Source organism: Oscillospiraceae bacterium, from assembly GCA_031265355.1.
Classification (GTDB): domain Bacteria; phylum Bacillota; class Clostridia; order Oscillospirales; family UBA929; genus JAIRTA01.
The window spans coordinates 1-25,781 of sequence record JAISCT010000017.1 but is presented as its reverse complement, the minus strand read 5'-3'; the positions used below and the strand labels follow the sequence as shown (position 1 = coordinate 25,781).

Genomic DNA, 25,781 nt, shown 5'->3' with positions numbered 1-25,781 from the left:
TCAGTGGAAGATGGGCGACCGGGCCATGGCCTTGAAACCGTCCGGCATCCGCAAATTCTTCGACATCTTGGAGACCATGCCGGAGGCCATCTCACTCGGCATCGGGGAGCCGGATTTCGTCACGCCGTGGCCCGTGCGCGACATGGGCATCTATTCCCTCGAAAAAGGGTTTACCAAGTACACGCCAAATGCCGGCCTGAGTGAGTTGCGGACGGAGATCGCCCGCTACATGCGGCGGCACTACGGTCTTTCCTACGAGGTCGCACGCCAGACGCTGGTCACGGTGGGCGGCAGCGAGGGGATCGATTTGCTGATGCGCGCCGTCCTGGACCCGGGCGACGAGGTGCTGATTCCCCAGCCGTCGTTTGTCTGTTACGGGCCCATCGCCACCCTCGTGGGGGCGCGGCCGGTCTATATAGAGACAACGGCGGAAAATGAGTTTCGTCTGACCGCCGCACAGCTGCGCGGCGCCATCACGCCGAAGACTCGTCTGCTCGTGCTGCCGTTCCCGAACAACCCGACGGGCGGCATCATGGCATGGCCCGACCTCGAAGCCGTCGCCGAGGTGCTGCGGGGCACGGAGATCATGGTGCTCTCCGACGAGATCTACGCCGAGCTCACCTACGGGGTGCGGCACGTCTCGCTAGCGCAGATCCCCGACATGTACGAGCGGACGGTGGTCATAAACGGCCTTTCAAAGTCGCACGCCATGACCGGCTGGCGCATGGGGTATGCCTGCGGCCCGGAGAACGTCATCCAAACGATGGTCAAAATTCACCAGTACGCCATCATGAGCGCGCCCACGACCAGCCAGTACGCCGCCATCGAGGCACTGCGAAACGGAGACGGAAACATCACAGCCATGCGCGAGGAGTACGACACCCGCCGCCGCTTTGTCCTGGACCGGCTGCGCGGCATGGGGTTGCCCTGTTTCGAACCGCTGGGGGCTTTTTATGTCTTCCCCGACATCCGGGGCTCCGGACTCACCTCCGACGCGTTTTGCGAGCGGCTGCTGCGCGAAAAGAAAGTGGCCACCGTGCCCGGCGAGGCCTTTGGCGACTCAGGCTCCGGTTTTGTCCGCTGCTGCTACGCCACTTCCATGCGGCAGCTCACGGAGGCGATGGACCGCATCGAGTCATTTTTAGAAACAATTGTAAAATAGAGATTCGACAATAAATAATAGAGATAAAGAGAACAAGAAAAGAGATCAAGATGAAGATCTAATGGTAAGGAGTGGGTATCATGGGACTGTTGAAAGCGGGTCTGGGTGCGTTGGGTGGCGTGATGGCCGATCAATGGCGCGAATACTTCTACTGTGAGTCCATGGAGGCGGACGTGCTGGCCGTCAAGGGGAAGAAGAGAACCACAGGGCGCGGCGTCAATGTGAAGGGCGAGGACAACATTATCTCGAACGGTTCGATCATCGCGGTCAACGAGGGGCAGTGCATGCTCATTACCGACCAGGGGAAAGTCGTGGAGCTGTGCGCCGAGGCGGGCGAATTTGTCTGGGATGCCTCCTCCGAACCCAGCCTCCTGGGGGGCGGCAGCTTTGGGACAAACCTTGTTGAGACATTTAAGACGGTTGGCAAGCGCTTCACTTTCGGAGGCGACACGGGCAAGGACCAGCGCGTCTACTTTCTCAACACAAAGGAACTGATGGGCAACAAATACGGCACGCCAAACCCCATTCCGTTCCGTGTGGTGGATCGCAACATCGGACTGGACGTCGACATCTCGATCCGCTGCCACGGGGAATATTCCTACCGGATCACAAACCCGCTGCTCTTTTATGCCAACGTCTGCGGCAACGTGCAGGAGATTTTCCGGCGCGTGAAGATCGATAGCCAACTGAAGACGGAGCTGATGACGGCCCTGCAGCCGGCGTTTGCGAAGATCTCCGCCATGGAAGTTCGCTACAGTGAGCTGCCGGCCCACACGATGGACATCGCCAACGCGCTGAACGAGATACTCTCGCAGAAGTGGAGCCTGCTGCGCGGTCTCTCCGTCGTCTCTTTCGGCGTCGACTCCGTGACGGCCTCCGAGGAAGACGAGCAGATGATCAAGACGCTGCAAAGGAACGCGGCGTTTCGCGACCCGACGATGGCGGCGGCACACCTTGTGAGCGCGCAGGCCCAAGCGATGCAGGACGCCGCGAAGAACGAGGCGCAGGGTCCGCTGCTGGCCTTTGCCGGCATGAACATGGCCCAGTCCGTCGGCGGAGCCAGCCCGCAGAACCTGTTTGCAATGGGGCAGCAGCAGCCTCCGCCCGGGTATCCGCCGGCGTCCGGTGCGCCGCAGCCCCCGCCGGGGTACCCTCCCCAGCCCGGGTATCCGCCGGCGCCTGCGCAGGGCTATGCGCCGCCGCCCATCCAAGCGCCGCCCATGCAGCAGGGTTATGCACCACCACCTGCCCAGACGCCGCCCGCGCCGCAGGGCTACGCGGCGCCTCCCACTGCCCAAACGCCGCCTCAGGCGCCCGCACCGGCGGCCGACGCGGCGGGCTGGGCCTGCGTCTGCGGGACCACGGACAACCAAGGCAAATTCTGCCGCGAGTGCGGCGCGCCCAAACCAGCCCCGGCGGCGGATGGCTGGACCTGTGTCTGCGGCACCGTAAACAAGGGAAAGTTCTGCGCAGAGTGCGGCGCGCGAAAGCCGGCGGGCGCGCCGACCTACCGTTGCGACAAATGCGGCTGGGAACCGGAGGATCCTTTTAAGGCGCCGAAGTTCTGTCCCGAGTGCGGCGATGTCTTTGACGAGAACGACGTCAGGAGGTGAGGGAACATGGCGGACAACGACTACAGCTATATGCACCCGGAGGCGGCTCGTGCCAAAACCTTGGATGAGACCGACAAAAAGTGCCCGGCCTGCGGCGGCACCATGGATTATGATCCCGCGACGGGCGGGCTGCACTGTCCTTTCTGTGAGCATCGGCAGGCCATCACATACGCCCCCGATCAGCAGACGCGGGCCGCGGAGCTGGACTTCGCTTCGGCGGAGCAGACGGGCAACTGCGACTGGGGTCGGGAGATCAAAGCGGTCATCTGCAAAAACTGCGGCGCGGAGTCGGTGTACGATGCGCTGGTGATCTCAAACGAGTGTCCGTACTGCGGCTCAAACCAGGTGATGGAGGAGAAAGGAAAAAACACGCTGGCGCCGAACGGCGTCGTGCCGTTTCGCGTCGACATCCAGCGGGCCGGATCCCTGTTTGTGGGGTGGATCCGCAAAAAGATTTTCTGCCCCAAGGCGGCCAAGGAGAAGGCAAAGCCAGAGTCCTTCACGGGCGTGTACCTGCCCTACTGGACATTCGACGCCAACACGACCTCCCGCTATGCCGGCCGCTACGGCATCGACCGGGTGGTGCGCAAGGATGGAAACTCCAAGGTGATCACCGACTGGTACCAGATGTCGGGCGTGCACGAGGAGTTCATCAACGACCAGTTGGTGATCGCGACGGACCGGCACGAGCCAGGGCTGCTCTCGCGGATCGAGCCGTTTAACACCGAGGACAATATGGCCTATCGGCCGGAATTTGTGGCCGGCTTTGTGGCCGAGCGATATTCCATCGGGTTGAAAGACGCTTGGAAGCGGGCGATGGACGCCATCCGGAACGTGCTCACGGGGCACATCCGAGAGGAGGTCCGCGTCCGAAAAAACGCCTCGCGGGTCTCGGTGGAGCGGCTGGAGACGAGTTATCGCAGCGTCACCTACAAATACCTGTTGCTGCCCGTGTGGCTCTCGTCCTTCCAGTACGGGGGCAAGACATATCAGTTTATGATCAACGGTCAGACCGGCAAGGTGGGAGGTAAGGCGCCCGTCTCGCCGTTGCGCGTGGCCATCGCCGTCCTCATCGGCCTTGCGCTGCTCGCGCTCTACTATTTTGTGCGCAATTTATAGGGGGACCTATGATGGTTTCGCCCGCCGCGGGCGGGACTGACATTGTTGTGATGCAAGAGGCTGTCAAACCGACAGCCTCTTGGCGACTTGAGATAAGATGAGGAGAGAGTTGTGTTGACAGAGGACATTGGGCGGAGTGAAGCGGGGCAGGCGGCTTTGGCGCGGTTGAATGACAAACAGCGGGCGGCGGTGCTGCATACGGAGGGGCCGCTCCTTGTGCTCGCGGGCGCGGGCAGCGGCAAGACTACTGTGCTCACCGAGCGGATTGCGCAGATCATCCGCAACGGCACGCCGCCTTGGGCGGTCATTGCCATCACATTCACAAACAAAGCGGCGGGGGAACTGAAGGAGCGGTTGGAACGGCTGCTCGGTCTCCGGAGCCGCGACGTATGGGCCTCGACGTTTCACTCCGCCTGCGTGCGGATTTTGCGCCGAGAGATCGAACGTCTCGGGTTTACCCGTTCGTTTACGATTTACGACGCCGACGACGCGGCACGGGTGATCAAGCTGATTTTGGGCGAGCTGTTCCCGTCGGACAGCCGGCTCGCGCCGAAGGCCGTACTCGGCGTCATCAGCCGGGCCAAGAACGAGATGCTTACCCCGTCGGTGTACGAGGCGCGCGCGACCGGCGACTTCCGCGACGGGCAGATAGCCCAGGTTTACCGGGTCTATCAGCAGCGCCTGCGCGCGGCCAACGCGCTGGACTTCGACGATCTCATCCTGCATACGGTCACATTGCTGCGGGACTTTGAGGAGGTTCGTATGCATTATCAGCGCCAGTTTCAGTACGTGCTGGTGGACGAGTACCAGGACACGAACCACCTGCAGTATCTGCTGACGTCGATGCTCGCCGGCGGGACGCGGAACCTCTGTGTCGTGGGGGATGACGACCAGAGCATCTACCGGTTCCGCGGCGCGACGATCGAAAACATCTTGCAGTTTGAAACGCAATATCCGGACGCCATGGTCATCCGCCTGGAGCAGAACTACCGCTCCACGGGCGCTATTTTGACGGCGGCAAATCATCTGATTGCTCACAACCGGGGCCGCAAGGGGAAGACGCTCTGGACAGACAACCCTTCCGGCAAGCCGGTCACCGTCCACAGCGCCTACAGCGACGGCGACGAGGCCTCCTATGTGGCCGGCCGTATTTTGGAGGGTGTCAAACGCGGGCGGCCTTTTAAGGATTTTTGCGTACTCTACCGGCTCAACGCCTTGTCGAACCGCATGGAGGATGCGTTCAGGCGAAACGGCGTTCCCTACCGCATCATCGGCGGCGTCCGCTTCTTCGACAGAGCCGAAATCAAGGACATACTGGCGTATCTCTGCGTCATCCACAACCGGGACGACGAGGTGCGGCTGAAGCGCATTCTCAACGTACCGGCGCGTGGCATCGGCGACAAGACGGTGGAGATGGCCGACTATCTGGCTCGCCGGGACAACCGGCCGCTTTTCTCAGTGCTGCAGGAGGCCGCCGAGTATCCGGAGCTGAGCCGGGCGGCGCGGGCGATTGGGGGCTTCACGTCGCTGATCGGCATGCTCGCGGCAGCGCTGCCCACCCTGAAGATGGCAGATTTTTACAAATTAGTCGTCGAGCGCACCGGCTACGCGGCGCAGCTCACCGAGCGGGCCGACCGAGGGGAGATAGAGGCGGCGGGCCGCCTTGAGAACGTGTGGGAGCTGCAATCCAATGTGGCGCAGTACGAGGAAAACGCGGAGACGCCGACGCTGGGGGGCTTTTTAGACGAGGTGGCGCTCTTCACCGACATCGAGCGTTACGACGCCGATGCCGACGCGGTGGTTATGATGACGATGCACGCCGCCAAGGGGCTGGAGTTCCCGGTGGTCTTTGTGACGGGGGTCGAGGAGGGTCTCTTCCCCGGCCGGCAGAGCCAGGAGGATGAAAAATCCATTGAGGAGGAACGGCGGTTGTGCTATGTGGCGATGACGCGGGCGCGGGAGGAACTGTACATCACCTGCGCGTATGAGCGGATGCTCTTCGGGCAGACGGCGCACAACCCGGTGTCCCGGTTTGTCAAAGAGCTGCCGGTGCACGCCCTGTCGGACGGCGCGGCGGGCGCAGGCAAGGGCGCCGGCGCGCGGAGCGGCGCCGGTTTCCGGGGCCGGCCAAAATCCGCAGCGGCCGCAGGATCGGCAAGGCCCCGCCCGGCAGCGGCCGCTGCGCCGCCGGCGCCGCTGCAAGTGGGGCAGATGGTCGTCCATACGGTCTTTGGCCGCGGCATGGTTCTCTCGTCCCAGCCGATGGGCGGAGACGCCCTGCTGGAGATCGCCTTCGACAGCAAAGGCACCAAACGTCTGATGCACAAATCCGCCGGTCCGTATCTGACGGTGGAGTCGTAGCGGCAAAAACGCGTCTATTGTCCGTTGAATTTCACGGGTTATCAAGATAAGCGTATTTCAAAACATATTCGTTATCGTCCCGACTCGGACTGCACTTGACGATCAGGTCCTCATCCGCCATCTCGCGGATCACTTGGTAGGCCCGCGTCTGTTTTACAAAGAGAAGTTCCTGTACGATCTCGTTCGTGATAAATGCATGGCTTTTCAAATAGTCCAATACGACCTTGTGTTGTGGTTTTTGTCGTTGTTTGGAGCGGAGTGGACGGGCGTAATTCATATTCGGCAGAGTCAGCATAAATGCGCCGTGGGTCACGGTGATCTCGGGCTTCACCTCAAAATCGTCGTAATTTTGCAAAATGCGCCGCAGGCCCGTACCATATGCCTCGATATGTCTCAAGCGATAAAAAACATTGGCCAGCTTCTCGTTGCGAGGTTGAGACACGCCCAGGAACAAATCCTCCACCTGCAGTCCGGACATGAGACCGCCCAGCGATACGAACTCTATGCGGTCATCGTACAGATTGACGATGATACTGCCGGAAAAGGCGTAATCCCGATGAATGATCGCGTTGAGTATCCCTTCGCGGATGGCTTCCTCCGGGTAGTCGTACTGTTCAATGCGGTCAAGGCCGGCAAAGGTGGCCGCGAGGTTGTTGGAGAGAGCGAGAAAGTCGAATGCCGAGCGCATTTGTTTCAGAACAGAGCCGTCAACTTCTTTACGGGTCTTAAACTCACTCTTTTTTGTGCCGTTGAACACGGCAAATTTGACGCTGTGGGTGCATTGGTCAGACAACAGCAAACCTAAATTGGTATACAGCCCATCCGTGCCCACCATGCCCAGCGTCCGCATCTGACTCTCGCCGAATGCCACGCCGCGCCGCGTAAATTCCTCTGCAGCCGCCTGAAAGGTCAAATCCTGCGTCAAAGAGCGGGCGGCTTCAAATCTGTCGCCGTCCGTCAGCTTAATCATTTCTCGGATTTGCTCAAAACTCGCGGGAACTGAAGACGCACCATGACGCACATACACGCCTGAGGGCTTCAAGCCTTTTTCCCGCAGGAAATATGGCTTGTGCGTTCCCTCCTGTACGGTGATAACAATGTCGCCCTCGCTCACTTCGTACCGGACAAACATGGTTACGTCGGGCAGCAGTCCATCGCGTATGCTGTTGGTGATCTGTGTCAGCGTTCCGTCCATGTCGATTAAGGGGCAGCGATTCCCACTATCGTCACGCCCGACGTAAATCACGCCGCCCTCCGAGTTGGCAAAGGCCATCACCGCCTTTTTTATATCGTCGGTGTATGCCCGCTTAAATTCGGTATTGTTGTTTTCATGCACGAATATCACCTTTGTTTCACATTTTCACAATTGTATCACAAAATTTCACTTTTGTCAAGTGTAAATGTGAAATGGCGTAAAGGGGACGCGCTTCCGCCGCGACGGGCGAATCCGTACAAGTGCTGTCAGCCGCTGACGGCAAGGGCTGATATTGGCTGGACAGCCGGCAAGCATGACCGAGTGCGGCGCAACAAAAACGGCGGCTTTGAAGTCAACGTCAAAGCCGCTATTTTTGTGTGAGTTGCACAGACCCCCACACGAAATTGGTATCCTCTGCCGCGGCAGCCTGTTGCCCACGGTGAACCGATTTGCGGTGAACCATTTATTTTGTTGTGCAATGCCCAATTTGTGGAAATCTGGGCATTTTTTCTACAAAAAATCCACATGCTTCAAAAAATTTTGTGGAAAGAGTGTTGACATGTACTCCCTGACATGATATTGTGAGGGCGCTGGAATTGCGTTTGTAAGCACTTCTTATGACGTTGCCTTGCGGTAGGGCCGCTTTACTATACCACCGGATGCCGGTGCCGGCGGGCGGAGAGGCGCCAGGCCACGGCGAGAAAGCCGAGCCAGATGCCGGCGGCGGCGATGAGGGTGGGGCGGAGCGCGCCGTGAAATTTTAGGCGCGCCAGGGCGTCCATCTGCTCGGTCAGATAGGCGGACACCGGGGCCTCAAAACCGAACAGACCGATCATCAGATGGGCGTAGAGGGCGGAAAGGCAGGCGTGCAGGGCTTTGCCCGCAAAATAGGTCCAGGTGCGCAGGCCGCTCTCTCCAATGAAGGAGAGCACCTGACAGTGGACCGAAAGACCGGCCCAGCCGAGGAGAAAGGCCGCCAGTGCAATCCGGCTGCCGATCGAAGCCGCGGAACCTTCTAGGCGCCAGAGACCGGAGGTGATCTCAAGAAGTCCCGTGATCAGTTGTTCCGCCGTGTCGGCCCGCAGCCCGAGCGGCGCGAGGAGCCGGCCGAGACCCCGCGCGGCGGCGGGGATAACGCCGAACAGGAACAGCATCCGCACGGCCACCGCGAAAAAGACGACAAAGGCGCACAGGCCGAGTACCGCCCGAAACGAGGAGGAGACCGAGCGCACAAAGGCCAGCGGCAAACGCGCGCATGGCGCGGCGGGCCGATGTGCAGCGCGCGCGGTCGCCGTGGCGTCGCGCCGATAAAAACGAAACAGGACGCCGACGGTCAGCGAGGCCAGCGCGTGGGCCAGATAGAGCAGAAGCCCGGCGCGGCCGCTCGTAAAGAGACCGGCTCCCACGGCCCCAAAGATGAAAGCCGGCCCGGAGTTGTTGCAAAAGCTCAGCAGTCGCTCTGTCTCCGGCCGGCTGCACAGCCCCCTCTCATACAGGGCCATGGCAGTGCGCGCGCCCACCGGATAGCCGCCTAAAAAACCCAGCGCCACGGCCGCGCCGCAGACCCCCGGCAGATTGAACACAGGACGCATGACCCGCTCCAGCGCGCGCCCCAGACAGTCGGCCAGGCCCAGCTCGATGAGCAGGGCCGAGAGCACAAAAAACGGAAACAGGGACGGCACGATGACATCCAGACACAGTGTCAGCCCCTCCCGCGCGCCGTCGGCGGCCTGGGTTGGAAAGGAAAGAAACCCAACCAGAGCGCACAGCAGACAGACGCCTGTGATCATCTCTCGCAGATGCCGGCGTATCATCCCATCCCCCTCTCAAAGGATCTCCATGGGCGGCGGGCCGCCCCCTGTCTTAACCTATGCGGCCGGGCGGCGCATGATGTTTTCGGCGGGGGCATAGAAATAGGGGAGAGGGCCCGCTACGGCGGGCGAAAACGCGGGAAACGGGAGGGGAAGCTATGCCGAGCGGCCCGGAGGCGCGCGCGCCGAAACAGAAACTGTGGGAGCGGACCGCCAATCTCCTAGACCTGCCGGTCGACGTCGTAGCCGGGTTGCCGCGCGTGGAGATCCTGGGCTGCCGCCGGCTGCTGATGGAAAACCACAGGGGCATTTTGGCGTATGGCGGGGAGGCCATCGACATAAATGGCGGGCAGGTTGTCGTCCGCGTGCGGGGGCAGCAGTTGGAGCTGCGCGCCATGAACGCCGTCGAACTGGCCCTGGACGGCGTCATCCGCAGCGTGGAATTTGTCTTTTAACAGGGCGTTAAAAGTTCATTTGACACTTGATGGCTGCTGGGGGGAGGGAACGCGTGTGATGGACATCGTCAATTACCTGCGCGGACAGGTGGAGGTGGAGATCGAGGGGACATTTCCGGAGCGATTCTTCAATCTCTGCTCGCAGCAGGGCGTCGCGTTTTGGGATTTGAGACGGCAGGACGACGTCCGGCTCCGCGCCCGCATGCATCTCTCCGGTTACCGGCGTGCGCAGGCGTGCGCCGGGCAAGCGCTGTGTACTCTGACGCTTCTGGGGCGCCGGGGCGCACCGGTGTTGTGGCGGCGGCTCAAAAAGCGCTCCGTGCTGCTCGCCGGCGCGCTGGCCGGCGTCGCGGCGCTCCTCTTTTTGTCACGCTTTGTCTGGGAGTTTGAGGTCCGGGGCAACCGGACGGTCGGGGCGGACGCGATCTTGCATCATTTGGCCGAGCTGGGGGTCAAACCCGGGGTCTACGGCCCCTCTGTCGACATCGAGACTGTGAAAAATGAGATGCTGCTGCGCATTGGCGAGCTGTCGTGGCTGACGGTCAACATTCGCGGCAGCCGCGCCGTCGTCGAGGTGCGCGAACGCGCGCCGAAACCCGAGATCCGAGCGCTCGACGTCCCTTGCAATGTCGTGGCCGCCTGCGACGGCGTCGTCACGCGCGTGGAGACGCTGGCGGGGACGCCTCAGGTGGCGCCGGGGCAGACGGTGACGCGCGGCCAGCTCCTCGTCAGCGGAGTCGTCGATTCCCGGCAGGTGGGCGTCCGTTTTTTGCATGCGCGGGCCCGCGTGTTTGCTCGCGTCTGGCGCGATATGACGGCCGTGACGCCGCTGCAAACGGCGGAAAAACAGTATACGGGCCGAGTCTCAAAACAACGTACGTTGGTTATCGCCGGTTATCGCACAAAAATTTCTGTTTTGGGCTTCAAATTCTTTGAGAAATGTGATAAAGTAATTAAAACCAGCACGCTGAAGCTTCCCTTTGGAGGAGCGCTGCCGGTTTCTCTCGTCACGGAGACCGCCCGCGAGTATACGACGCGGACAGTTCCCCGCGACGGGGCGGTGGCGGCAGCCCTGCTGCGGGAGGCGCTGAAGCGGAGGTTGGCGGCGGCGCTCGGCGGGGAGGGCGTCGTCCTCAAAGCGGGTTTTGCCGAAACGGAGAGTGCGACGGCACTCACGGTGCGTCTGCTGGCCGAGTGCGAGGAACAGGTGGCCGTACAGGTTCCGCTGGGGTAGCGCGGGCCGGCCGCCGTGGAAGGGACAAGTGATGATCGAACAAACGATTCATGTCGACAGGCTGGAACACCTCATCAATCTCTTCGGTTCTTTCGATGAAAATATGAGAATCGTTGAGCAGACGCTGGGCGTGCGCGTCGTCAATCGAGACACGGAACTCAAGGTGAGCGGTGAGGACGAACAGGTTATCAAGGCGGTCAAGGTCATCGAGGGGCTCCTGTCGCTCTCTGCCCACGGCGAGGCGGTGACCGCGCAAAATGTGCGCTATGTGCTGGGACTGGTGGACGACGGCGGGGAGGATCGGATTGGAGACAAGATCTCCGCGCTGGCCCGCGATGTTGTCTGTGTGACGGCCAAGGGCAAACCGGTCAAGGCCAAGACGATAGGCCAGAAGAAGTATGTGGACGCCATAGCTAAAAGCACGGTGACGCTCTCCGTAGGGCCGGCCGGTACGGGCAAGACGTACCTGGCTGTGGCCATGGCGGTGACAGCCTTCCGGCAGAAGGAGGTCAACCGCATCATCCTTACCCGGCCCGCCGTGGAAGCCGGTGAGAAACTGGGCTTTCTGCCTGGGGACCTGCAAAACAAAGTGGATCCCTATCTCCGTCCCCTCTACGACGCGCTCTTCGACATGCTGGGCAGCGAAACCTACCAGAAATATCTGGAGCGCGGTAACATCGAAGTGGCGCCGCTCGCCTACATGCGCGGGCGCACGCTGGACGATTCCTTCATCATTCTGGACGAGGCGCAAAACACGTCGCGCGAGCAGATGAAGATGTTCCTCACCCGGATCGGTTTCAATTCCCGCGTGGTTATCACCGGGGATGTGACGCAGATTGATCTGCCGCGGGAGAAAGTATCTGGGCTCAAAGAGGCTCTTCGCATCTTGCGGGGCGTGGAGGACATCGCCATCTGCGAGCTGAGCGCCCGGGATGTTGTGCGCCACGTGCTGGTGCAGCGCATCATCAAGGCCTACGAGGCCTACGAAAACAAGCTGGAAAGCTTGACCATAAAGAAGAGGAGAATGAAACGATGAACCATGCCGTATGGGTACGCGCCGAGCGGCCTCACACGGGCGGGCGGTCGTTGACGTCGCTTGTCAAACGCTGTGTGCGCGCTACGCTGACCATGGAAAAGGTCCCTGTCCTCTGTGAAGTCAATGTCCTTTATATGGATGAGGAGGGCATTCGCGCGCTCAACCGGGAGCACCGTGGCAAAGATGTGCCGACCGACGTGCTGTCCTTTCCGCTGCTTACACTCACACCGGGGGAGATGCCGGAGGCGACCGATCTGCCCGTGGACCCGGATACCGGCCGGCTGCCCTTGGGGGACATCGCGCTGTCGCTCCCGGCGGCGCGGGCCCAGGCCGAGGAGTACGGCCACACCTTTGACAGAGAAGTGGCGTTTCTGATCGTGCATGCCACCCTTCACTTGCTGGGGTATGACCATGAGGGCGGCCCCAAGGAGGAGCATACGATGCGGGAGCACGCCGAAGCGGTGCTCATCTCCCTCGGCCTTACGCGCGGGGTCACACCGTGATCCGTCGGTTTTCCGACGCGTTTCACGGCATCGCCCGTGCCCTTAGCACCAATATCACCCTGCGCATCCATTTTTCAGCGGCACTCTTTGTGTTGCTGTTCGGTTTGCTTGGCCGGCTGGAAACATGGGCCTGGGTGGTCTGTTTCGTTTGCTTTGCCGCGACGCTTGGCGCCGAGATGAGCAACTGTGCGTTGGAACAGCTCGCGAACCGTGTGTCAAGTGTGTGGGACGATAAAATCCGCGACTGCAAAGACATGGCCGCCGGCGGCGTGTTGGTGACTGCCCTGTGTTCCGTAGCCGTGGGGCTGGCCGTCTTTTTGCGCCGGCCCGTACTGGCGCGGATCTGGGCCGCGTTCAGCGCCGACATCTACGGATGGGTGGCGCTGGGCGCGCCGTTGCTGCTGGCCGCGATGTTCATCGCGGGGCGGCGGCTGTTTCGCAAATAAAGTTTATGCCCCGTCAAACCCAAACTTCTGCGAGAGGATATGTGATGGAGATACAAAAATCCGGCCTCATTGCGCTGGTAGGGCGGCCCAATGTGGGCAAGTCGACGCTGCTCAACCGTCTGGCGGGGGAAAAGGTTGCCATTGTCACCGACAAGCCGCAGACCACCCGGCACCGCATCACGGCGGTAGCAGTGCGCGAGGCGTGCCAATTCGTCTTTTTAGATACCCCCGGTTTTCACAGGCCGCGCAACCGTTTGGGGGAACACATGGTGCGGCTTGTCCGGGAGACGGCTCTTGGCGTAGACGTCGTCGTTCTCATGGTGGAGCCGGTGGCCCGCATCGGCACGCCGGAGACGCTGCTTATCGAGCAGATCGTCCGCGCACGCGCCGGGGAGGCACCGCCCGCCGTGCTGGTCATCAACAAGATCGACACCGTGAAGAAGGATGCGCTGCTGGCCGTCATCGAGGTCTATCGATCGGCCCTGCCCTGGGTTGCCGTCATCCCGCTCTCCGCGCGCGCCGGGGACGGCGTGGCGTTTCTTTTTGACGAGCTGGCGCCGCTGCTCCCGGAGGGGCCGGCGCTCTACCCGGAGGGGCAGGTCACTGACCAGCCGGATCGGATGCTGATCGCGGAGATCGTGCGGGAAAAGTTGCTCAACCACCTCGAGCAGGAGGTGCCCCATGGGGTGGCCGTCGTGACGGATACGCTCCGCGAACGGGAAAACGGCCTTGTGGACGTCGGTGTGACGATCATCTGCGAGCGCGAGTCGCACAAGGGCATTTTGATCGGCCGGCGCGGCGCGATGCTGAAACAAGTGGGACAGGAGGCGCGGGCCGAGTTGGAGGAGATGTACGGCGGGTCTGTCCACTTCCAGTCCTGGGTCAAGGTCAAGACCGATTGGCGCGACAAACCGAGTCAGATCCGGGACCTCGGTTTCGATCTGTAGCGCGATGAACGACACACGGGGCGCCGGGATCCGAGACCGGGGGATGTGAGGGATGCACTGGCAGACGGAGGGATTCGTACTGCGTGAAGCGCTCTACCGGGAAAGCGACAAGATCCTCACTGTACTCACCCGCGCGGAGGGCAAGCGCACGGTGGCGGCGCGCGGCGCGCGCCGCAGCGGCGGCCCGTTGATGGCGGCTGCGCAACCCTTTGTCTACGCGCATATGACGCTCTTTGAACACAGGGGGCGCTGTACGCTCGACGATGCCGAGATCATCGACTCGTTCCATGCGTTGCGCGCGGACATCGAGCGGCTGTCTTTGGCCGCGTATCTGGCGGAACTCTGCGAGACGCTTGCCGGGGAAGTGGCGGACCCGGCGCTGCTAAACCTGATCCTCAACGCCTGTCATGCGCTGGCTCATTTCAAAAAGCCGCCGGCGCTTATCAAACCGGCGACAGAGTTTCGAATGATGTCGGTCTGCGGTTTTCAGCCGGCGGTAGAGGCGTGCCCCGTCTGCGGGCGTGCGCCCCCTGCGGAACCTTGCCTCCACTTGAGCCAGGGGAGCGTGCATTGTGCCGCCTGCCGTGCCGGGCTGGAGGGAGGGCTGTCGCTGCCCCTCGGCACGGACGCCTGGCAGGCCCTGCGGCACATTGTGCACGGCGACGCCAAGCGGTTGTTTGCTTTTGCCTTGTCCGCCGACGCGCTGGCCGCTCTCTCGGCCGCCGCAGAGGCTTTCGTGCTCGCCCAACTCGAACGCGGGTTTCACACGTTGCACTTTTACAAAAAATTACAAAACAATGGTAAATAGGCGCCCGTTCAGGCGCCAAACCGAAAGGACAGACGATGGCGGACGCTTTGGTGGAAAAATCTTACAAAACACTAGAACTGCCGGCCGTGCTGGCGCTGCTTGCCGGAGAGGCCGTCTGCGAGGCGGCCCGCGAGGCGGCCCATGCGCTCAGGCCGGCGGACAGCCTCTGGGAGGCCGAGCGCCGCCAGCGGGAGACCGACGCCGCGCACACCCTCATCGGGCTGCGTGGCAGCCCTGTCTTTTCCGGCGTCCGTGCGGTGGGTCTCTCCCTGCGCCGGGCGGGGTTGGGGGGCGTATTGACACCCCGGGAGCTGTTGGACATCGCCTCCCTGCTGCACACGGCGCGCACCGTGAAAGACTACGGCAGCCAAGATGGGCATGTGAAGACAGACATCGACCACCTGTTTGCTGTTCTGAAGGCGAACAAGTATCTGGAAGAGCGCATCACGACGGTGATTCTGAGCGAGGAGGAGATCGCCGATATTGCGTCTCCCGCGCTCTCCGACATCCGCCGTCACATGCGCGCGGTGAGCGCGCGTGCGCGGGAGACGCTGCAGCGCATCATCTCTTCCTCTTTGTACGCGCGGCATCTGCAGGAGCCCATCATCACAATCCGGTCGGATCGCTATGTCATCCCGGTAAAGAGCGAGTCCCGCGGGGAAGTGCCGGGGCTTGTCCACGACGTGTCGGCATCCGGCGCCACCTTCTTCATCGAGCCGCTGCCCGTCGTGCAGATGAGCAACGAGCTCCGGGAACTGGCCGCCAAGGAGAAGGCCGAGATCGAGCGTATTTTGGCGGAGCTCTCGGCACAGGCGGCGGAACACGCCGACGACATGGAGAACGATTATGACGCACTGGTGGCGCTGGACCTGATCTTCGCGAAGGGCAAGCTCTCGCTGCAGATGGATGCTGTCAGGCCGGCGCTGAACGAGACGGGTGAGATCTCGCTATGCGAAGCGAGACACCCGCTTATCGCCCGCGGGCAGGTGGTACCCGTCTCGGTGCGGCTGGGGCAGACTTTCGACACGTTGATCATCACGGGTCCGAACACCGGTGGCAAGACGGTGACGCTCAAGACTCTAGGTCTTTTCACGCTCATGGCCGCCTGTGGGCTGCATGTCCCGGCACTGGAGGGCAGCGTGCTGTCGCGTTTCGATGCGGTGCTGGCCGACATCGGTGACGAGCAGAGCATCGAGCAGTCGCTCTCGACGTTTTCGTCGCACATGACGAACATCGTGTCGATTCTGGACCGGGCCGGTCCGTCTACGCTGGTGCTGTTCGATGAACTCGGCGCGGGTACGGACCCGGTGGAAGGCGCGGCGCTGGCCGTGGCGATCATTCAGCACGCCCGCATGCTCGGCGCGCGCGTGGCCGCCACGACGCACTACGCCGAACTGAAGGCGTTCGCGCTGAGCACGAAGGGAGTGGAAAACGCCTCCTGCGAATTCGATGTGGAGACGCTGCGGCCGACCTACCGGCTGCTCATTGGCGTACCCGGGCGCTCCAATGCCTTCGCCATCTCCCGCCGGCTCGGCCTGCCCGAGGAGATCATCGCGCGCGCCGGCGCGCAGGTGGGGGCGAAGGACGCCTCCTTCGAAGAGGTGCTGGCCAAGCTTGAGGCCGAGCGCCAGGCCATGGAGCACGCCAGACAGCAGGCGGACGCAGACCGCCTGGCGGCGGAGGAACACCTGCGTCGGAGCCGGGAGGCCCGCGCTCTCGCGGAGCGCACACAAGAGAAGACGGCGGACCGCGCCCGCGCGGAGGCGCGTCTCATCATAGAGCAGGCGCGTTTGGCGGCCGACGAGGTGCTGCGGGAGGCCAAGGAGCTGAAGACGCGCGCCGACGGAGCCATGCAGGCGCAGGAGTACAATGATGCGCGCGCCGCGCTCCGCCGCCGCCTGCGCGAGGCGGACGAGGCGGTCTCCGATGGCCGGCCGGACGAGGCGCCGGCGGCGGAGAAGCCCGCGCGCCCCGTCGTGCCGGGAGACACGGTGGAACTGCCGAAGGTGGGCACGCGGGCTGTCGTACTGGCCCGGCAGGGGCAGATGCTCACGTTGCAGGCCGGCCTTTTGAAAGTGACAGTCCGAGAGGACGAAGTACGTCTCGTGGACGCGCCCAAAGTCACGTGGGAGACGGACCGAGACCGGCGTCCGGCGCCGATCGCGCCGGGTGCATCTTCGCCCGTCGGCCCTAGACTGGAGGCCGCCGCGCGAGAACTGGATCTGCGGGGGCAGGCGGCCGACGAGGCGTTGCTGGAGCTGGACCGCTTTCTCGATCAGGCGGTGCTGGCTGGGTTGCACACCGTGACCATCATCCACGGAAAAGGCACCGGGGTACTGCGCAAAGCTGTCCAGACGGCATTGCGCGGTTGCCGTCAGGTGGCCGCTTTCCGGCCGGGTCGTTATGGGGAGGGGGAGCAGGGCGTGACGATTGTCGAACTGAAATGAATAGGGCTCCGACGCCTAAATGCGCATCTGTATCCGTGTGCTCTCAAAAAATAGTTGACTTATCCCGTTGCGATTGGTATAGTAAGTATAAGTAATATCGTAAAAAGACGGATCACGCCAGTGAGGGAGATGGTACGATGGTTTCCCGTGAAGTGACGGTCAACAATCAGGTGGGGCTGCACGCCCGGCCCGCTACTTTTTTTATACAGAAGGCCAATGAGTACAAAAGCAGCATCTGGGTGGAAAAAGAGGAGCGCCGCGTCAACGCCAAGAGTTTGCTTGGTGTGTTGTCCTTGGGTATCATTCGGGGGACGCAGATCAACATCATGGCCGACGGCGCCGATGAAGAGGACGCGGTGGACGCGCTGGAGGAACTCATTTCCTCCAATTTCGCAGAGGTGTAGCGCCAAAACGACACAGAGCACCGCCGCCCGGCGGCGCTTTTTGTTATGCGGCGGGAGGGACGCCCCATGACCAAACTCCAAAGCCTAAAACAAAAGGCGCTTTCGCTGCCGCTTTGCCCCGGCGTCTACATCATGATGAACGCGAGTGCCGAGATCCTTTACATCGGCAAGGCCAAGATGCTGAAACACCGCGTCAGCCAATATTTTCAGGACTCGGCGGCTCACAGTGCCAAGACGGCCGCCATGGTGTCGCAGGTGGACGACTTCGACACCATTGTGGCGGACAGTGAATTTGAGGCGCTGGTGCTCGAATGCTCCCTGATCAAGCGCCACCAGCCCCGGTACAACATCCTGCTGAAAGACGACAAGGGGTATCCGTTCATTCGTCTGTCGGCGCAGGAGACGTACCCGCGTTTCACCTTGGCGAACAAGTGGAAGAACGACGGCGCGCGCTATTTCGGGCCCTACGGCGGCCGGCAGACCACGCAGCGCGTCGTCGAAGCGGTGTGCGGCGTGTTTCGGTTGCCTGTCTGTCGACGGCAGTTCCCGCGGGACATCGGCCGCGAGAGGCCGTGCCTGCAGTACCACATGGGCTGCTGTCTCGCCCCCTGCCGGGGCGGCGTCGCTCCGGAGGAGATGCGGGCTGCCGTGAGGCAGGCCGTCTCCGTGTTGGAGGGAAAGTATCTCGCCGTGGCGGACGAACTGCGCGCGGAGATGGAGCGCGCCGCCGAGGCGTTGCTCTTTGAAAAGGCGGCCCAGCTCCGCGACCGACTGAATGGGATTGTCCGCCTAGGCGCCCGTCAGAAAGTCGTCTCGGGCAGTATGGCGGACACCGATGTGATCGGCGTCTGCGCCACCGAGGCCAAGACCTGCCTGGCCGTATTGCACTTCATCGACGGGGCGCTCTTCGACCGCGATGTGACCGTCGTGGGGCAGGAACTCTCCGGGGAGGCATGCGACACCGTTTCCTCGTTTGTCAAACAGTTTTATCTGCCGCGCCGCGCCTTTCCTCGCCAGATTCTGCTGCCCTGCACGCTGGAGGACGGCGAGGCCGTCGCCGCGTGGCTGGGCGGTTTGGCCGGGTATCGGGTGGAACTCGTCGTGCCGAAGCGGGGTGAGAAGCGCCGGCTTGTCGAGATGGCGGAGAACAACGCCCGTGAGGAGGCCGTCCGGCTGACGACTGCCGAGGAGCGCGTCAGTGCGCTCACGACGGCCCTGCAGCGCATGCTCGGTCTTGCCTACCAGCCTCGCCGTCTGGAGGCCTACGACATCTCGCATACCGGCGGACGAGACACGGTGGGCGCCATGGTGGTCTTCACCGATACGGCGCCGCGCAAAAAAGACTACCGCCGTTTTTTGATCCGGGCGAGCGGCGCGTCGGACGATTATGACGCCATGCGCGAGATGCTGATCCGCCGGTTTGCCCGCCTGAAGGCGGGAGACAAAGGCTTTGCGGAGGCGCCCGATTTGCTCCTCATCGACGGGGGACAGGCGCACGCGGCGGTGGCGTTGTCCGTCCTTGCGGCGTGCGGATTGGACATCCCGGTTTACGGTATGGTCAAAGACGACCGGCACCGCACCCGGGCGCTGATTTCGCCGGAGGGACGGGAAGTGGGGATCCAAGCGATCCCAGCGCTGTTTTCGCTCATCGGGCGTATCCAGGAGGAGACACACCGCTTTGCCGTCACTTACCACCACGTGCGCCGCGGCAAGCAGTCAATCCGCTCCGGGCTCGACAGTATCCCGGGCCTGGGACCGGCGCGCCGGGCTGCGTTGCTGCGCCATTTCAAGCTGATCCGGCATATCCGGGCGGCGAGCCCGGAAGAACTTGCGGCCGTGCTGCCCAAACCGGTGGCGCAGGCCGTCTATATACGTTTTCACCCGTCTCCGGAGGCGCTGGGCGCGCCGGAGATGCCGAAGATACCGAACGTGCCCGACGCGTGACGCGACCCCGCCGGGCGCGTCGCCGGGGTGCAGACCGTCACAGGAGGAACGCCATGCGAGTCATCACGGGCCGCGCGCGCGGCCGGAACCTGCGTACCGTGCCGGGCGACACAGTGCGCCCCACGTCGCAGCGGGTGAAAGAGGCCATCTTCAGCGTCATCCAGTTCGACATCGAGGGCCGCCGCGTGCTGGATCTCTTTTCCGGCAGCGGCCAGCTTGGTATTGAGGCGCTCAGCCGGGGCGCGCGCGCGGCAGTGTTTGTGGACAGCAGCCGCGCCTCGCTGACTGTCACCCAAGAAAACCTGCGGCACACGGGGTTGCACGCCGCCGCCGTCCTTGTCCCCGCAGACGCACTGGGTTATCTGTCCACGCGCCCGGAACCCTTCGACATCGTGTTTCTCGACCCGCCTTACAATGCCCGCCTGCTGCCGAAGGCGCTGGATGCCATTGTCCTATTTGACATTGTGAACCCTGGTGGTATAATAATTTGTGAGGCGGACCGCAGCTTTGAACCGCCGGCGCTGCCCGTGCCGTACCGGTGCGGGCGTACGTACCGGTACGGTGCCAAAGCGGTCACGCTCTACCAAAAAGAGATGCCCGGCGGCGTCTTTGTCTGACGGAGAAAACGCAGCGCCGCGGCGCTGAGAAAGGATCGGCTATGAGTCTGGCGATCTATCCGGGCAGTTTCGACCCGGTGACCAATGGACATCTCGACATCATCGTGCGTGCGGCCGGCATCTTTGAGCGGCTGGTCGTGGCAGTCATGCAGAATCCGCGCAAGAGCGTACTGTTTTCCGCCGAGGAGCGGGTGGCGCTGCTGCGCCGTGTGACGCAGGTTCTCCCCAATGTGGAGATCGACACTTCGCCGATTCTCCTCGCCGAGTACGCCGCCGCCCGTGGTGCGCGGGTGTTGGTCAAGGGGCTGCGCGCCGTGTCGGACTTCGAATTGGAGTTTCAGATGGCGCTGCTGAACCGCAAGCTCAATCCACATCTCGACACGGTGTTTCTGACCACCGGGGAGACGCACCAGTATCTAAGTTCCAGCATTGTCAAGGAAATTGGCTCGCTCGGCGGCGACATCTCACACTTTGTCCCGCCCGAGATCTGCGGCGATGTCGCGTGCAAACTGAGAAGAGGATAAAGGAGGACATCAACCATGGCAGGCGGAGTGGAAGAGCTTCTCGGCATGCTCTACGAGATGGTGCAAAACGCCTTCTCGCTGCCGTTCGGCTCGGATCGCTGTATTCTGGACAAAGACAAACTGCTCGGTTTGGTGGACGAGATCAACGCTATTCTGCCCACGGACTTAAAGCAGGCGCGTTCCATCGTAGAGGGGCGCAACGACATCATCAGCGCCGCGAAGCGGGAGGCCGAGGCTCTCAAACGGCAGGCGGAGGAACGCGCGCGGCAGCTCGTCAGCCAGGAAGAGGTCCTGGTGGTTGCGCGGCAGAAGGCGAACGATATCATTTTGGTGGCCGAGACCAAGGCCAAGGAGATGCGGCGTGCGGCCAACGAGTATGTGGACAACACATTAAAACGCACGGAAGAGGCGCTCTCCGAGGCGCTCTCCGAGGTGCGTACCTCGCGCGCGGAGTTCCGGTCCGCGGCGGTCGGCAAGCGGCCCGGGGCCGAGTGAGTGCAGGTTGATAGAGAGAGGGGGACCGTCGATGGAAGCGATCAATCGCAACGAGATAGAAAATGTTTTGATGCGCGGCGGCGCCTACAGTGAGCTGTTTGATCTGCTCCGGCTTGTGGACGCGGAAAAGTGTGAGGTCATGGAACTCATGCCTGACGGATTCGTGAACACGCACGTCAGCTGTACGGATATTTTTGACTGTAATGAGCGTTGCAAAAACTGCACATCCATTCGCGCGTACTACACGGGCGAGACGGCGGTGAAGCTGGAGTATCACAAGGGCATTATTTTGCTGGTCCTCTCCGTACCGTTGCTGATGGACGGCAAGCGCTACATTGTGGAGATGATCAAAGACATCACCCAGAGCATGACGGTCGACTACTACGACGACACGATCAATAAAAATGTGGAATTCATCATCTCCGAGCTCAACACCCTCTCACAGACGGATGGCCTCACGGGGATTTTGAACAAACGATACATCGACGAACATCTGCCCATCTCGATTAACGCCAGCAAGGCCATTTCGTGCCCGCTTTCGATAGCCCTGTTTGACATCGATCTTTTCAAGTCCATCAATGACACCCATGGACACCTCTGCGGAGACTATGTCCTCCGCGAATTTGCGCAGCTGGTTCAGGCGCATATCAAGCGGCAGTCCGACTGGGTGGCGCGTTACGGCGGCGAAGAGTTCCTGCTGTGCCTGCCGGGAGCGCCCCTGGAGGACTGCCGTGAGATGGTCGAGAGCGTGCGTGAGAAAGTCGAGGAACATTCCTTTGTCTATGAGGGCGCGCCCATTCGCATCACGGTGAGCGCCGGCGTGGCCGCCATGGAGTCGGACGACGACATGGAGACGCTTATCAAGCGAGTCGACCACAACCTGTATCAGGCGAAGCAAGGCGGGCGCAACCGGGTTGTTTAGGCGTCTCCCCCGCGCGGCGGCAGTTTTGCCGGTTTGGCGCGCCCGACAAAGTGGACGCAGCCCCTGCCGGCCTGGCCCACAGAGGCGGCCCGTTCCAGACGGCAGGCGCCCTCCTGCTGATAGATGCAGGATTCAGTACACGTGATCAAACACATGACCCTAGTGTGCGCAAAGCGCATCGAAATAAGATACCAATTTGTGGCGATGCACAGTCACGACGCCGGCGCCAAGAAAAAATTGCTTAAATCCCGCCTGTACGCTTGACTTCTGTGGCAACAGTTGCTATACTGATAAAGCATGTGACTTCTTGCGGTCGTGGCGGAATGGCATACGCGCTAGCTTGAGGTGCTAGTACTCGACAAGGGTGTGCGGGTTCAAGTCCCGCCGACCGCACCAACAGCGTATAATCCGAACCCTGCCGATATTAAAATCATCGGAGAGGCGTTCGGATTTATGCTTTTCCTAGCGTAATTCAGGCGAACATCCGAAGTAATACTTTGGCGTGGATTCAAGGCGTTTGTACGTCATATTCATTTGGTGAAGAATACGAGTTTGCGAGAAAACTCTTTCCTGCCGGCAGGTAGGGACGCCCGATGATGCTGCGGACTTGGCTCTCTTTTTTCACAGCGACTACGCGAAATGGATTACCGGTCAAGTAATTGCGAGCGAGGGAGGATTCCGGCGCACATTATGAGCATGGCCTGATGATGAAACTTACACAAACAGGAGGTTGCTATGGCGCAAGAAATCTTATTCACCTCGCTCGTCGAGAGTGCGGCGAAGCTTCCGCTTATCCGCATTGACCGTACCGACTTTTTGACAAAAAATCTCGGCAAGCTATGCACGCCGGAACAACTGCAAACAGCTATCGCAGAGGGAACGCTTCACGCTGATGTTCCGATTGCAGCATTGGATAGTCTGGCGAACGCTATGATCAACGCGGAAACCGCCAAAGTGACTGCCATTTCAACGGCGGCTGGAATTCCCGGCGGGCTCGCTATGGCGGCGACTATCCCGGCTGACTTGGCGCAGTTTTATGGCTTTGTAATCCGTGTCGCACAGGAACTGGCGTACATATACGGTTGGAGTGAGATGTTTGCCGAATCCTCCGAGCTTGATGCCGCTACGGAGTCGCAGCTCATTCTCTTCATCGGTGTAATGTCCGGTGTAGGTGTTGCCAACAAAGTCGTCGCTAAACTGTTCGGCGAAACCGCTATGAAGGCTGTCGCCAAAAAGGTTGCCGCTAAAGCCTTGACCAAGACTTGGTATTATCCGATTGTCAAAAAAATTGCGGCGATGCTGGGTCAAAGGATGGTTAAAGCGACCTTTGCCAAAGGAGTATCGAAAGCTGTGCCCATAATCGGAGGTGTTCTCTCCGGAGGGCTTACGCTTGCAACATTCAAACCAATGGCACACAGGCTACAAAAACAATTGTCAAGTTTGGCGCGTATGTCGCCGGAAGCGTTCGCCGAATATGAAGTCTCTATTGTTATTGAGACAGAGAGCATGATAGCCGAAGAAGTGGTAGCTGTGGAAGCTGAAACGGTCGATACCAACTTCTGGATTTGCGCTTGCAGTACGGAGAACAAGGGCAAGTTCTGCATGGAGTGTGGCAACGCCAAACCCGCCGGCCTACCGCAATATCGGTGCGACAAATGCGGATGGGAACCTGACGATAAAACTCAACCGCCAAAGTTTTGCCCGGAATGCGGCGACCCGTTTGATGATGGTGACATTGTGTTATAACAGCAGACCGCGAAGTGGGCTTAACGGAAAACTCAACATGAGTTTTCCGAGGGGTATTAGGGTTCACCCTAGCAAGCGGTTAAGGCAAAGTGGACAGCCTTAACCATCAGCGGGAAGCATCATACAATATGACTATAAGAAAGCAAAATCATACAATCGGAGAGGTGAATAATTGTGCCCAAGCTGGAAGTATTTTTTGATTACGTCTGCCCGTATTGTTTGCAGGGGCATGAATATCTGGTGGAACTACTGCCACAATTTCCTGACATTGCAATCGAATGGCGCCCGTGTGAGGCACACCCCCGCCCCGAACAATACGGACGACACAGCGATCTCTGTGCCCGTGGAATGTTCTTCGCATTGGAGCATGGTGCGGATGTGGAGAAATATCACCAGAGGATGTACAATGCTGCGCTGACAGACCGCGCGGATATAGAAGATATTCGCGTCATAATGGATATAGCAGACGGATTGCTGGATAGCAATGAGCTATATAGAGTTCTCTCCAGCAACCAGTATGAGAATATGCTATCGGAAAACAATCGCCTTGCTTGGGATACATATGGCTTTTCCGCCGTGCCGTCATATCGCATGAGAGAGGAAACGCTAAAATCCAAACTGAGCGCCGGCGTGAGCAAAGAGCAACTCGCAGCATTCCTGAATAGGCATTCTGGATAGGCATTTTTTGCAGAAGAATCTGCAAAGACCAATTTGGAACTGACGTTGCAGCTCTGCTGCACAGTCTCCGTAACTTACGGGTGATACTCCGCAGTCTCTGCTGCGGGGTGCTTCATTCAGTAGGCCAAGAGCCGCATCCTTGTGATGAGGATGCGGCTCTTGATCAAAGTACTTGCCGAACCCGAATCCGGATCCGCTGTATCCACAGTATGCTCAGTCCTCTTTTGCCGCCGCCTCGGCGCGGGTCGAATTGCCTTTCGGATCGAATTTGTCTCCGCTTTTGTCATTGATGATGCCTGCGGTATAGAGCGCTTTGACGGCGTCAAGCGCATAACTTGATATATCGGATTTGCAAAAGACGGTCGAGAGAACACGGGCGATGAACAAGAAGGAGGCAAATTATATGGCAGTAAACAGTGGGAACAACACAGCGGAGGTAGGCTTCGAGCAGCAAATCTGGGCGGCGGCCGACATTCTGCGCGGCAATATGGACGCGGCAGAGTATAAGCACGTTGTGCTGGGGCTTATCTTCCTGAAGTACATTTCGGACAAGTTTGAGGCTCGATACCAAGAACTGCTCGCCGATAACGACGACGTGGAGGACAAGGACGCCTACGCCGAGGTGAACGTGTTTTTCGTGCCGCCTTCGGCGCGGTGGAGCGTCATCTCCGAAGCGGCGCACAAAGAGGAAATCGGCACAGTCATCGACGATGCGATGCGGGCGATTGAAAAAGAGAACAAGCGCTTGAAGGACATCCTGCCGAAAAACTACGCTCGCGACGAGTTGGACAAACGCCGCCTTGGAAACGTGGTTGACCTCTTTACCAACATTCAGATGATAGAGCATGGCGACAGCAAGGACATCCTCGGCCGTGCCTACGAATACTGCCTTGCCAAGTTTGCCGAGCAGGAAGGCAAGCGCGCCGGGGAGTTCTATACTCCATCTTGCGTGGTGCGGACGCTCGTCGAGGTGCTTCAGCCGTTCAAGGGGCGCGTGTATGACCCGTGCTGCGGTTCCGGTGGTATGTTCATACAATCCGCCGATTTCGTGGGGCATCACTCCGGCAATATCAACAACCTATCCGTCTTCGGGCAGGACGCCAACCCGACCACCCGCAAGATGGCTTTGATGAACCTCGCCATTCGCGGGATTGAAGCCGACCTCGGCGCTTACAACGCTGATACGTTCTACAACGACCTGCACAAGACGCTGAAAGCGGACTTTATCCTCGCCAATCCGCCGTTTAACCTTTCGGACTGGAACGACGGCAGCCTGAATGACGACTTGCGCTGGAAATACGGCTTGCCGCCTTC

24 protein-coding genes, 1 tRNA gene and 1 pseudogene are annotated in these 25,781 nt (G+C 60.7%); 23 read left to right on the top strand and 3 right to left on the bottom strand.

Features of this window, described 5'->3' with window-relative positions:
* Positions 1 to 10: 10 nt before the first annotated feature.
* From LBK75_02295 to LBK75_02280, 4 genes are all read left to right on the top strand, one after another.
* Positions 11 to 1,162: an aminotransferase class I/II-fold pyridoxal phosphate-dependent enzyme gene (locus LBK75_02295; GenBank protein ID MDR1157125.1), complete on the top strand. Its 1,152-nt coding sequence runs from the start codon at positions 11 to 13 to the stop codon at positions 1,160 to 1,162.
* 80 nt (positions 1,163 to 1,242) lie between these two features.
* Complete coding sequence (locus LBK75_02290) at positions 1,243 to 2,775, top strand: SPFH domain-containing protein (GenBank protein ID MDR1157124.1); 1,533 nt, start codon at positions 1,243 to 1,245, stop codon at positions 2,773 to 2,775.
* A 6-nt stretch (positions 2,776 to 2,781) separates the two neighbouring features.
* Positions 2,782 to 3,894, top strand: a complete 1,113-nt coding sequence (locus LBK75_02285; protein MDR1157123.1) for a hypothetical protein — start codon at positions 2,782 to 2,784, stop codon at positions 3,892 to 3,894.
* A 111-nt stretch (positions 3,895 to 4,005) separates the two neighbouring features.
* Positions 4,006 to 6,255 carry a UvrD-helicase domain-containing protein gene (locus LBK75_02280; protein ID MDR1157122.1) on the top strand — a complete coding sequence of 750 codons (2,250 nt, stop codon included), beginning with the start codon at positions 4,006 to 4,008 and terminating at the stop codon, positions 6,253 to 6,255.
* Between the two features lie 31 nt (positions 6,256 to 6,286).
* On the opposite strand, the gene LBK75_02275 is transcribed toward LBK75_02280, so the two are convergent.
* Positions 6,287 to 7,591 carry a putative DNA binding domain-containing protein gene (locus LBK75_02275; protein MDR1157121.1) on the bottom strand — a complete coding sequence of 435 codons (1,305 nt, stop codon included), beginning with the start codon at positions 7,589 to 7,591 and terminating at the stop codon, positions 6,287 to 6,289.
* Between the two features lie 506 nt (positions 7,592 to 8,097).
* Positions 8,098 to 9,264: a sporulation protein gene (locus tag LBK75_02270; protein ID MDR1157120.1), complete on the bottom strand. Its 1,167-nt coding sequence runs from the start codon at positions 9,262 to 9,264 to the stop codon at positions 8,098 to 8,100.
* A gap of 155 nt (positions 9,265 to 9,419) precedes the next feature.
* Here LBK75_02270 and LBK75_02265 point away from each other — a divergent pair, with 155 nt between their 5' ends.
* The 18 genes and pseudogenes from LBK75_02265 (at position 9,420) to LBK75_02180 (ending at position 24,467) form a co-directional block, all read left to right on the top strand.
* The gene (locus LBK75_02265) at positions 9,420 to 9,716 is read left to right on the top strand and encodes a sporulation protein (GenBank protein ID MDR1157119.1); all 297 of its coding nucleotides are present in this window, start codon (positions 9,420 to 9,422) and stop codon (positions 9,714 to 9,716) included.
* 58 nt (positions 9,717 to 9,774) lie between these two features.
* Positions 9,775 to 10,950, top strand: coding sequence for a sporulation protein YqfD (gene yqfD, locus LBK75_02260; GenBank protein ID MDR1157118.1), 1,176 nt, complete (start codon positions 9,775 to 9,777; stop codon positions 10,948 to 10,950).
* Between the two features lie 31 nt (positions 10,951 to 10,981).
* Complete coding sequence (locus tag LBK75_02255; protein ID MDR1157117.1) at positions 10,982 to 11,986, top strand: PhoH family protein; 1,005 nt, start codon at positions 10,982 to 10,984, stop codon at positions 11,984 to 11,986.
* Positions 11,983 to 12,489, top strand: coding sequence for an rRNA maturation RNase YbeY (gene ybeY / locus LBK75_02250; GenBank protein ID MDR1157116.1), 507 nt, complete (start codon positions 11,983 to 11,985; stop codon positions 12,487 to 12,489). Before LBK75_02255 ends, ybeY begins: the two co-directional genes overlap by 4 nt.
* Positions 12,486 to 12,935 (top strand): diacylglycerol kinase family protein, encoded by a 450-nt coding sequence (locus tag LBK75_02245; protein MDR1157115.1) that lies wholly within the window; start codon positions 12,486 to 12,488, stop codon positions 12,933 to 12,935. Before ybeY ends, LBK75_02245 begins: the two co-directional genes overlap by 4 nt.
* Positions 12,936 to 12,979: 44 nt before the next feature.
* A complete protein-coding gene (gene era / locus LBK75_02240; GenBank protein ID MDR1157114.1) occupies positions 12,980 to 13,882 on the top strand; it encodes a GTPase Era in 903 nt (300 codons plus the stop codon).
* 52 nt (positions 13,883 to 13,934) lie between these two features.
* Positions 13,935 to 14,690 (top strand): DNA repair protein RecO, encoded by a 756-nt coding sequence (gene recO / locus LBK75_02235; protein MDR1157113.1) that lies wholly within the window; start codon positions 13,935 to 13,937, stop codon positions 14,688 to 14,690.
* 35 nt (positions 14,691 to 14,725) lie between these two features.
* Entirely contained in the window at positions 14,726 to 17,137 is a 2,412-nt protein-coding gene (locus tag LBK75_02230; GenBank protein MDR1157112.1) for an endonuclease MutS2, read from the top strand.
* Positions 17,138 to 17,274: 137 nt separating this feature from the next.
* Positions 17,275 to 17,541 carry an HPr family phosphocarrier protein gene (locus LBK75_02225; GenBank protein MDR1157111.1) on the top strand — a complete coding sequence of 89 codons (267 nt, stop codon included), beginning with the start codon at positions 17,275 to 17,277 and terminating at the stop codon, positions 17,539 to 17,541.
* Between the two features lie 66 nt (positions 17,542 to 17,607).
* A complete protein-coding gene (gene uvrC / locus LBK75_02220; GenBank protein ID MDR1157110.1) occupies positions 17,608 to 19,485 on the top strand; it encodes an excinuclease ABC subunit UvrC in 1,878 nt (625 codons plus the stop codon).
* A 53-nt stretch (positions 19,486 to 19,538) separates the two neighbouring features.
* Positions 19,539 to 20,102: a 16S rRNA (guanine(966)-N(2))-methyltransferase RsmD gene (rsmD, locus tag LBK75_02215; GenBank protein ID MDR1157109.1), complete on the top strand. Its 564-nt coding sequence runs from the start codon at positions 19,539 to 19,541 to the stop codon at positions 20,100 to 20,102.
* Positions 20,103 to 20,143: 41 nt separating this feature from the next.
* Positions 20,144 to 20,626 (top strand): pantetheine-phosphate adenylyltransferase, encoded by a 483-nt coding sequence (gene coaD, locus LBK75_02210; protein ID MDR1157108.1) that lies wholly within the window; start codon positions 20,144 to 20,146, stop codon positions 20,624 to 20,626.
* A 15-nt stretch (positions 20,627 to 20,641) separates the two neighbouring features.
* Entirely contained in the window at positions 20,642 to 21,121 is a 480-nt protein-coding gene (locus tag LBK75_02205; protein MDR1157107.1) for a hypothetical protein, read from the top strand.
* 31 nt (positions 21,122 to 21,152) lie between these two features.
* Positions 21,153 to 22,043 carry a GGDEF domain-containing protein gene (locus LBK75_02200; GenBank protein MDR1157106.1) on the top strand — a complete coding sequence of 297 codons (891 nt, stop codon included), beginning with the start codon at positions 21,153 to 21,155 and terminating at the stop codon, positions 22,041 to 22,043.
* Positions 22,044 to 22,352: 309 nt separating this feature from the next.
* Positions 22,353 to 22,439 (top strand) — tRNA-Leu (locus LBK75_02195).
* A gap of 148 nt (positions 22,440 to 22,587) precedes the next feature.
* The gene (locus LBK75_02190; GenBank protein MDR1157105.1) at positions 22,588 to 22,737 is read left to right on the top strand and encodes an SDR family oxidoreductase; all 150 of its coding nucleotides are present in this window, start codon (positions 22,588 to 22,590) and stop codon (positions 22,735 to 22,737) included.
* Between the two features lie 866 nt (positions 22,738 to 23,603).
* Positions 23,604 to 23,789: pseudogene (locus LBK75_02185) on the top strand (SPFH domain-containing protein).
* Between the two features lie 174 nt (positions 23,790 to 23,963).
* Positions 23,964 to 24,467 (top strand): DsbA family protein, encoded by a 504-nt coding sequence (locus LBK75_02180; GenBank protein ID MDR1157104.1) that lies wholly within the window; start codon positions 23,964 to 23,966, stop codon positions 24,465 to 24,467.
* 213 nt (positions 24,468 to 24,680) lie between these two features.
* Here LBK75_02180 and LBK75_02175 read toward each other — a convergent pair whose 3' ends face one another.
* On the bottom strand, positions 24,681 to 24,854 hold the full coding sequence (locus tag LBK75_02175) for an S-layer homology domain-containing protein (protein ID MDR1157103.1): 174 nt from the start codon (positions 24,852 to 24,854) through the stop codon (positions 24,681 to 24,683).
* Between the two features lie 16 nt (positions 24,855 to 24,870).
* Here LBK75_02175 and LBK75_02170 point away from each other — a divergent pair.
* A partial coding sequence (locus LBK75_02170) for a type I restriction-modification system subunit M (GenBank protein ID MDR1157102.1) occupies positions 24,871 to 25,781 on the top strand: 911 nt, incomplete at its 3' end.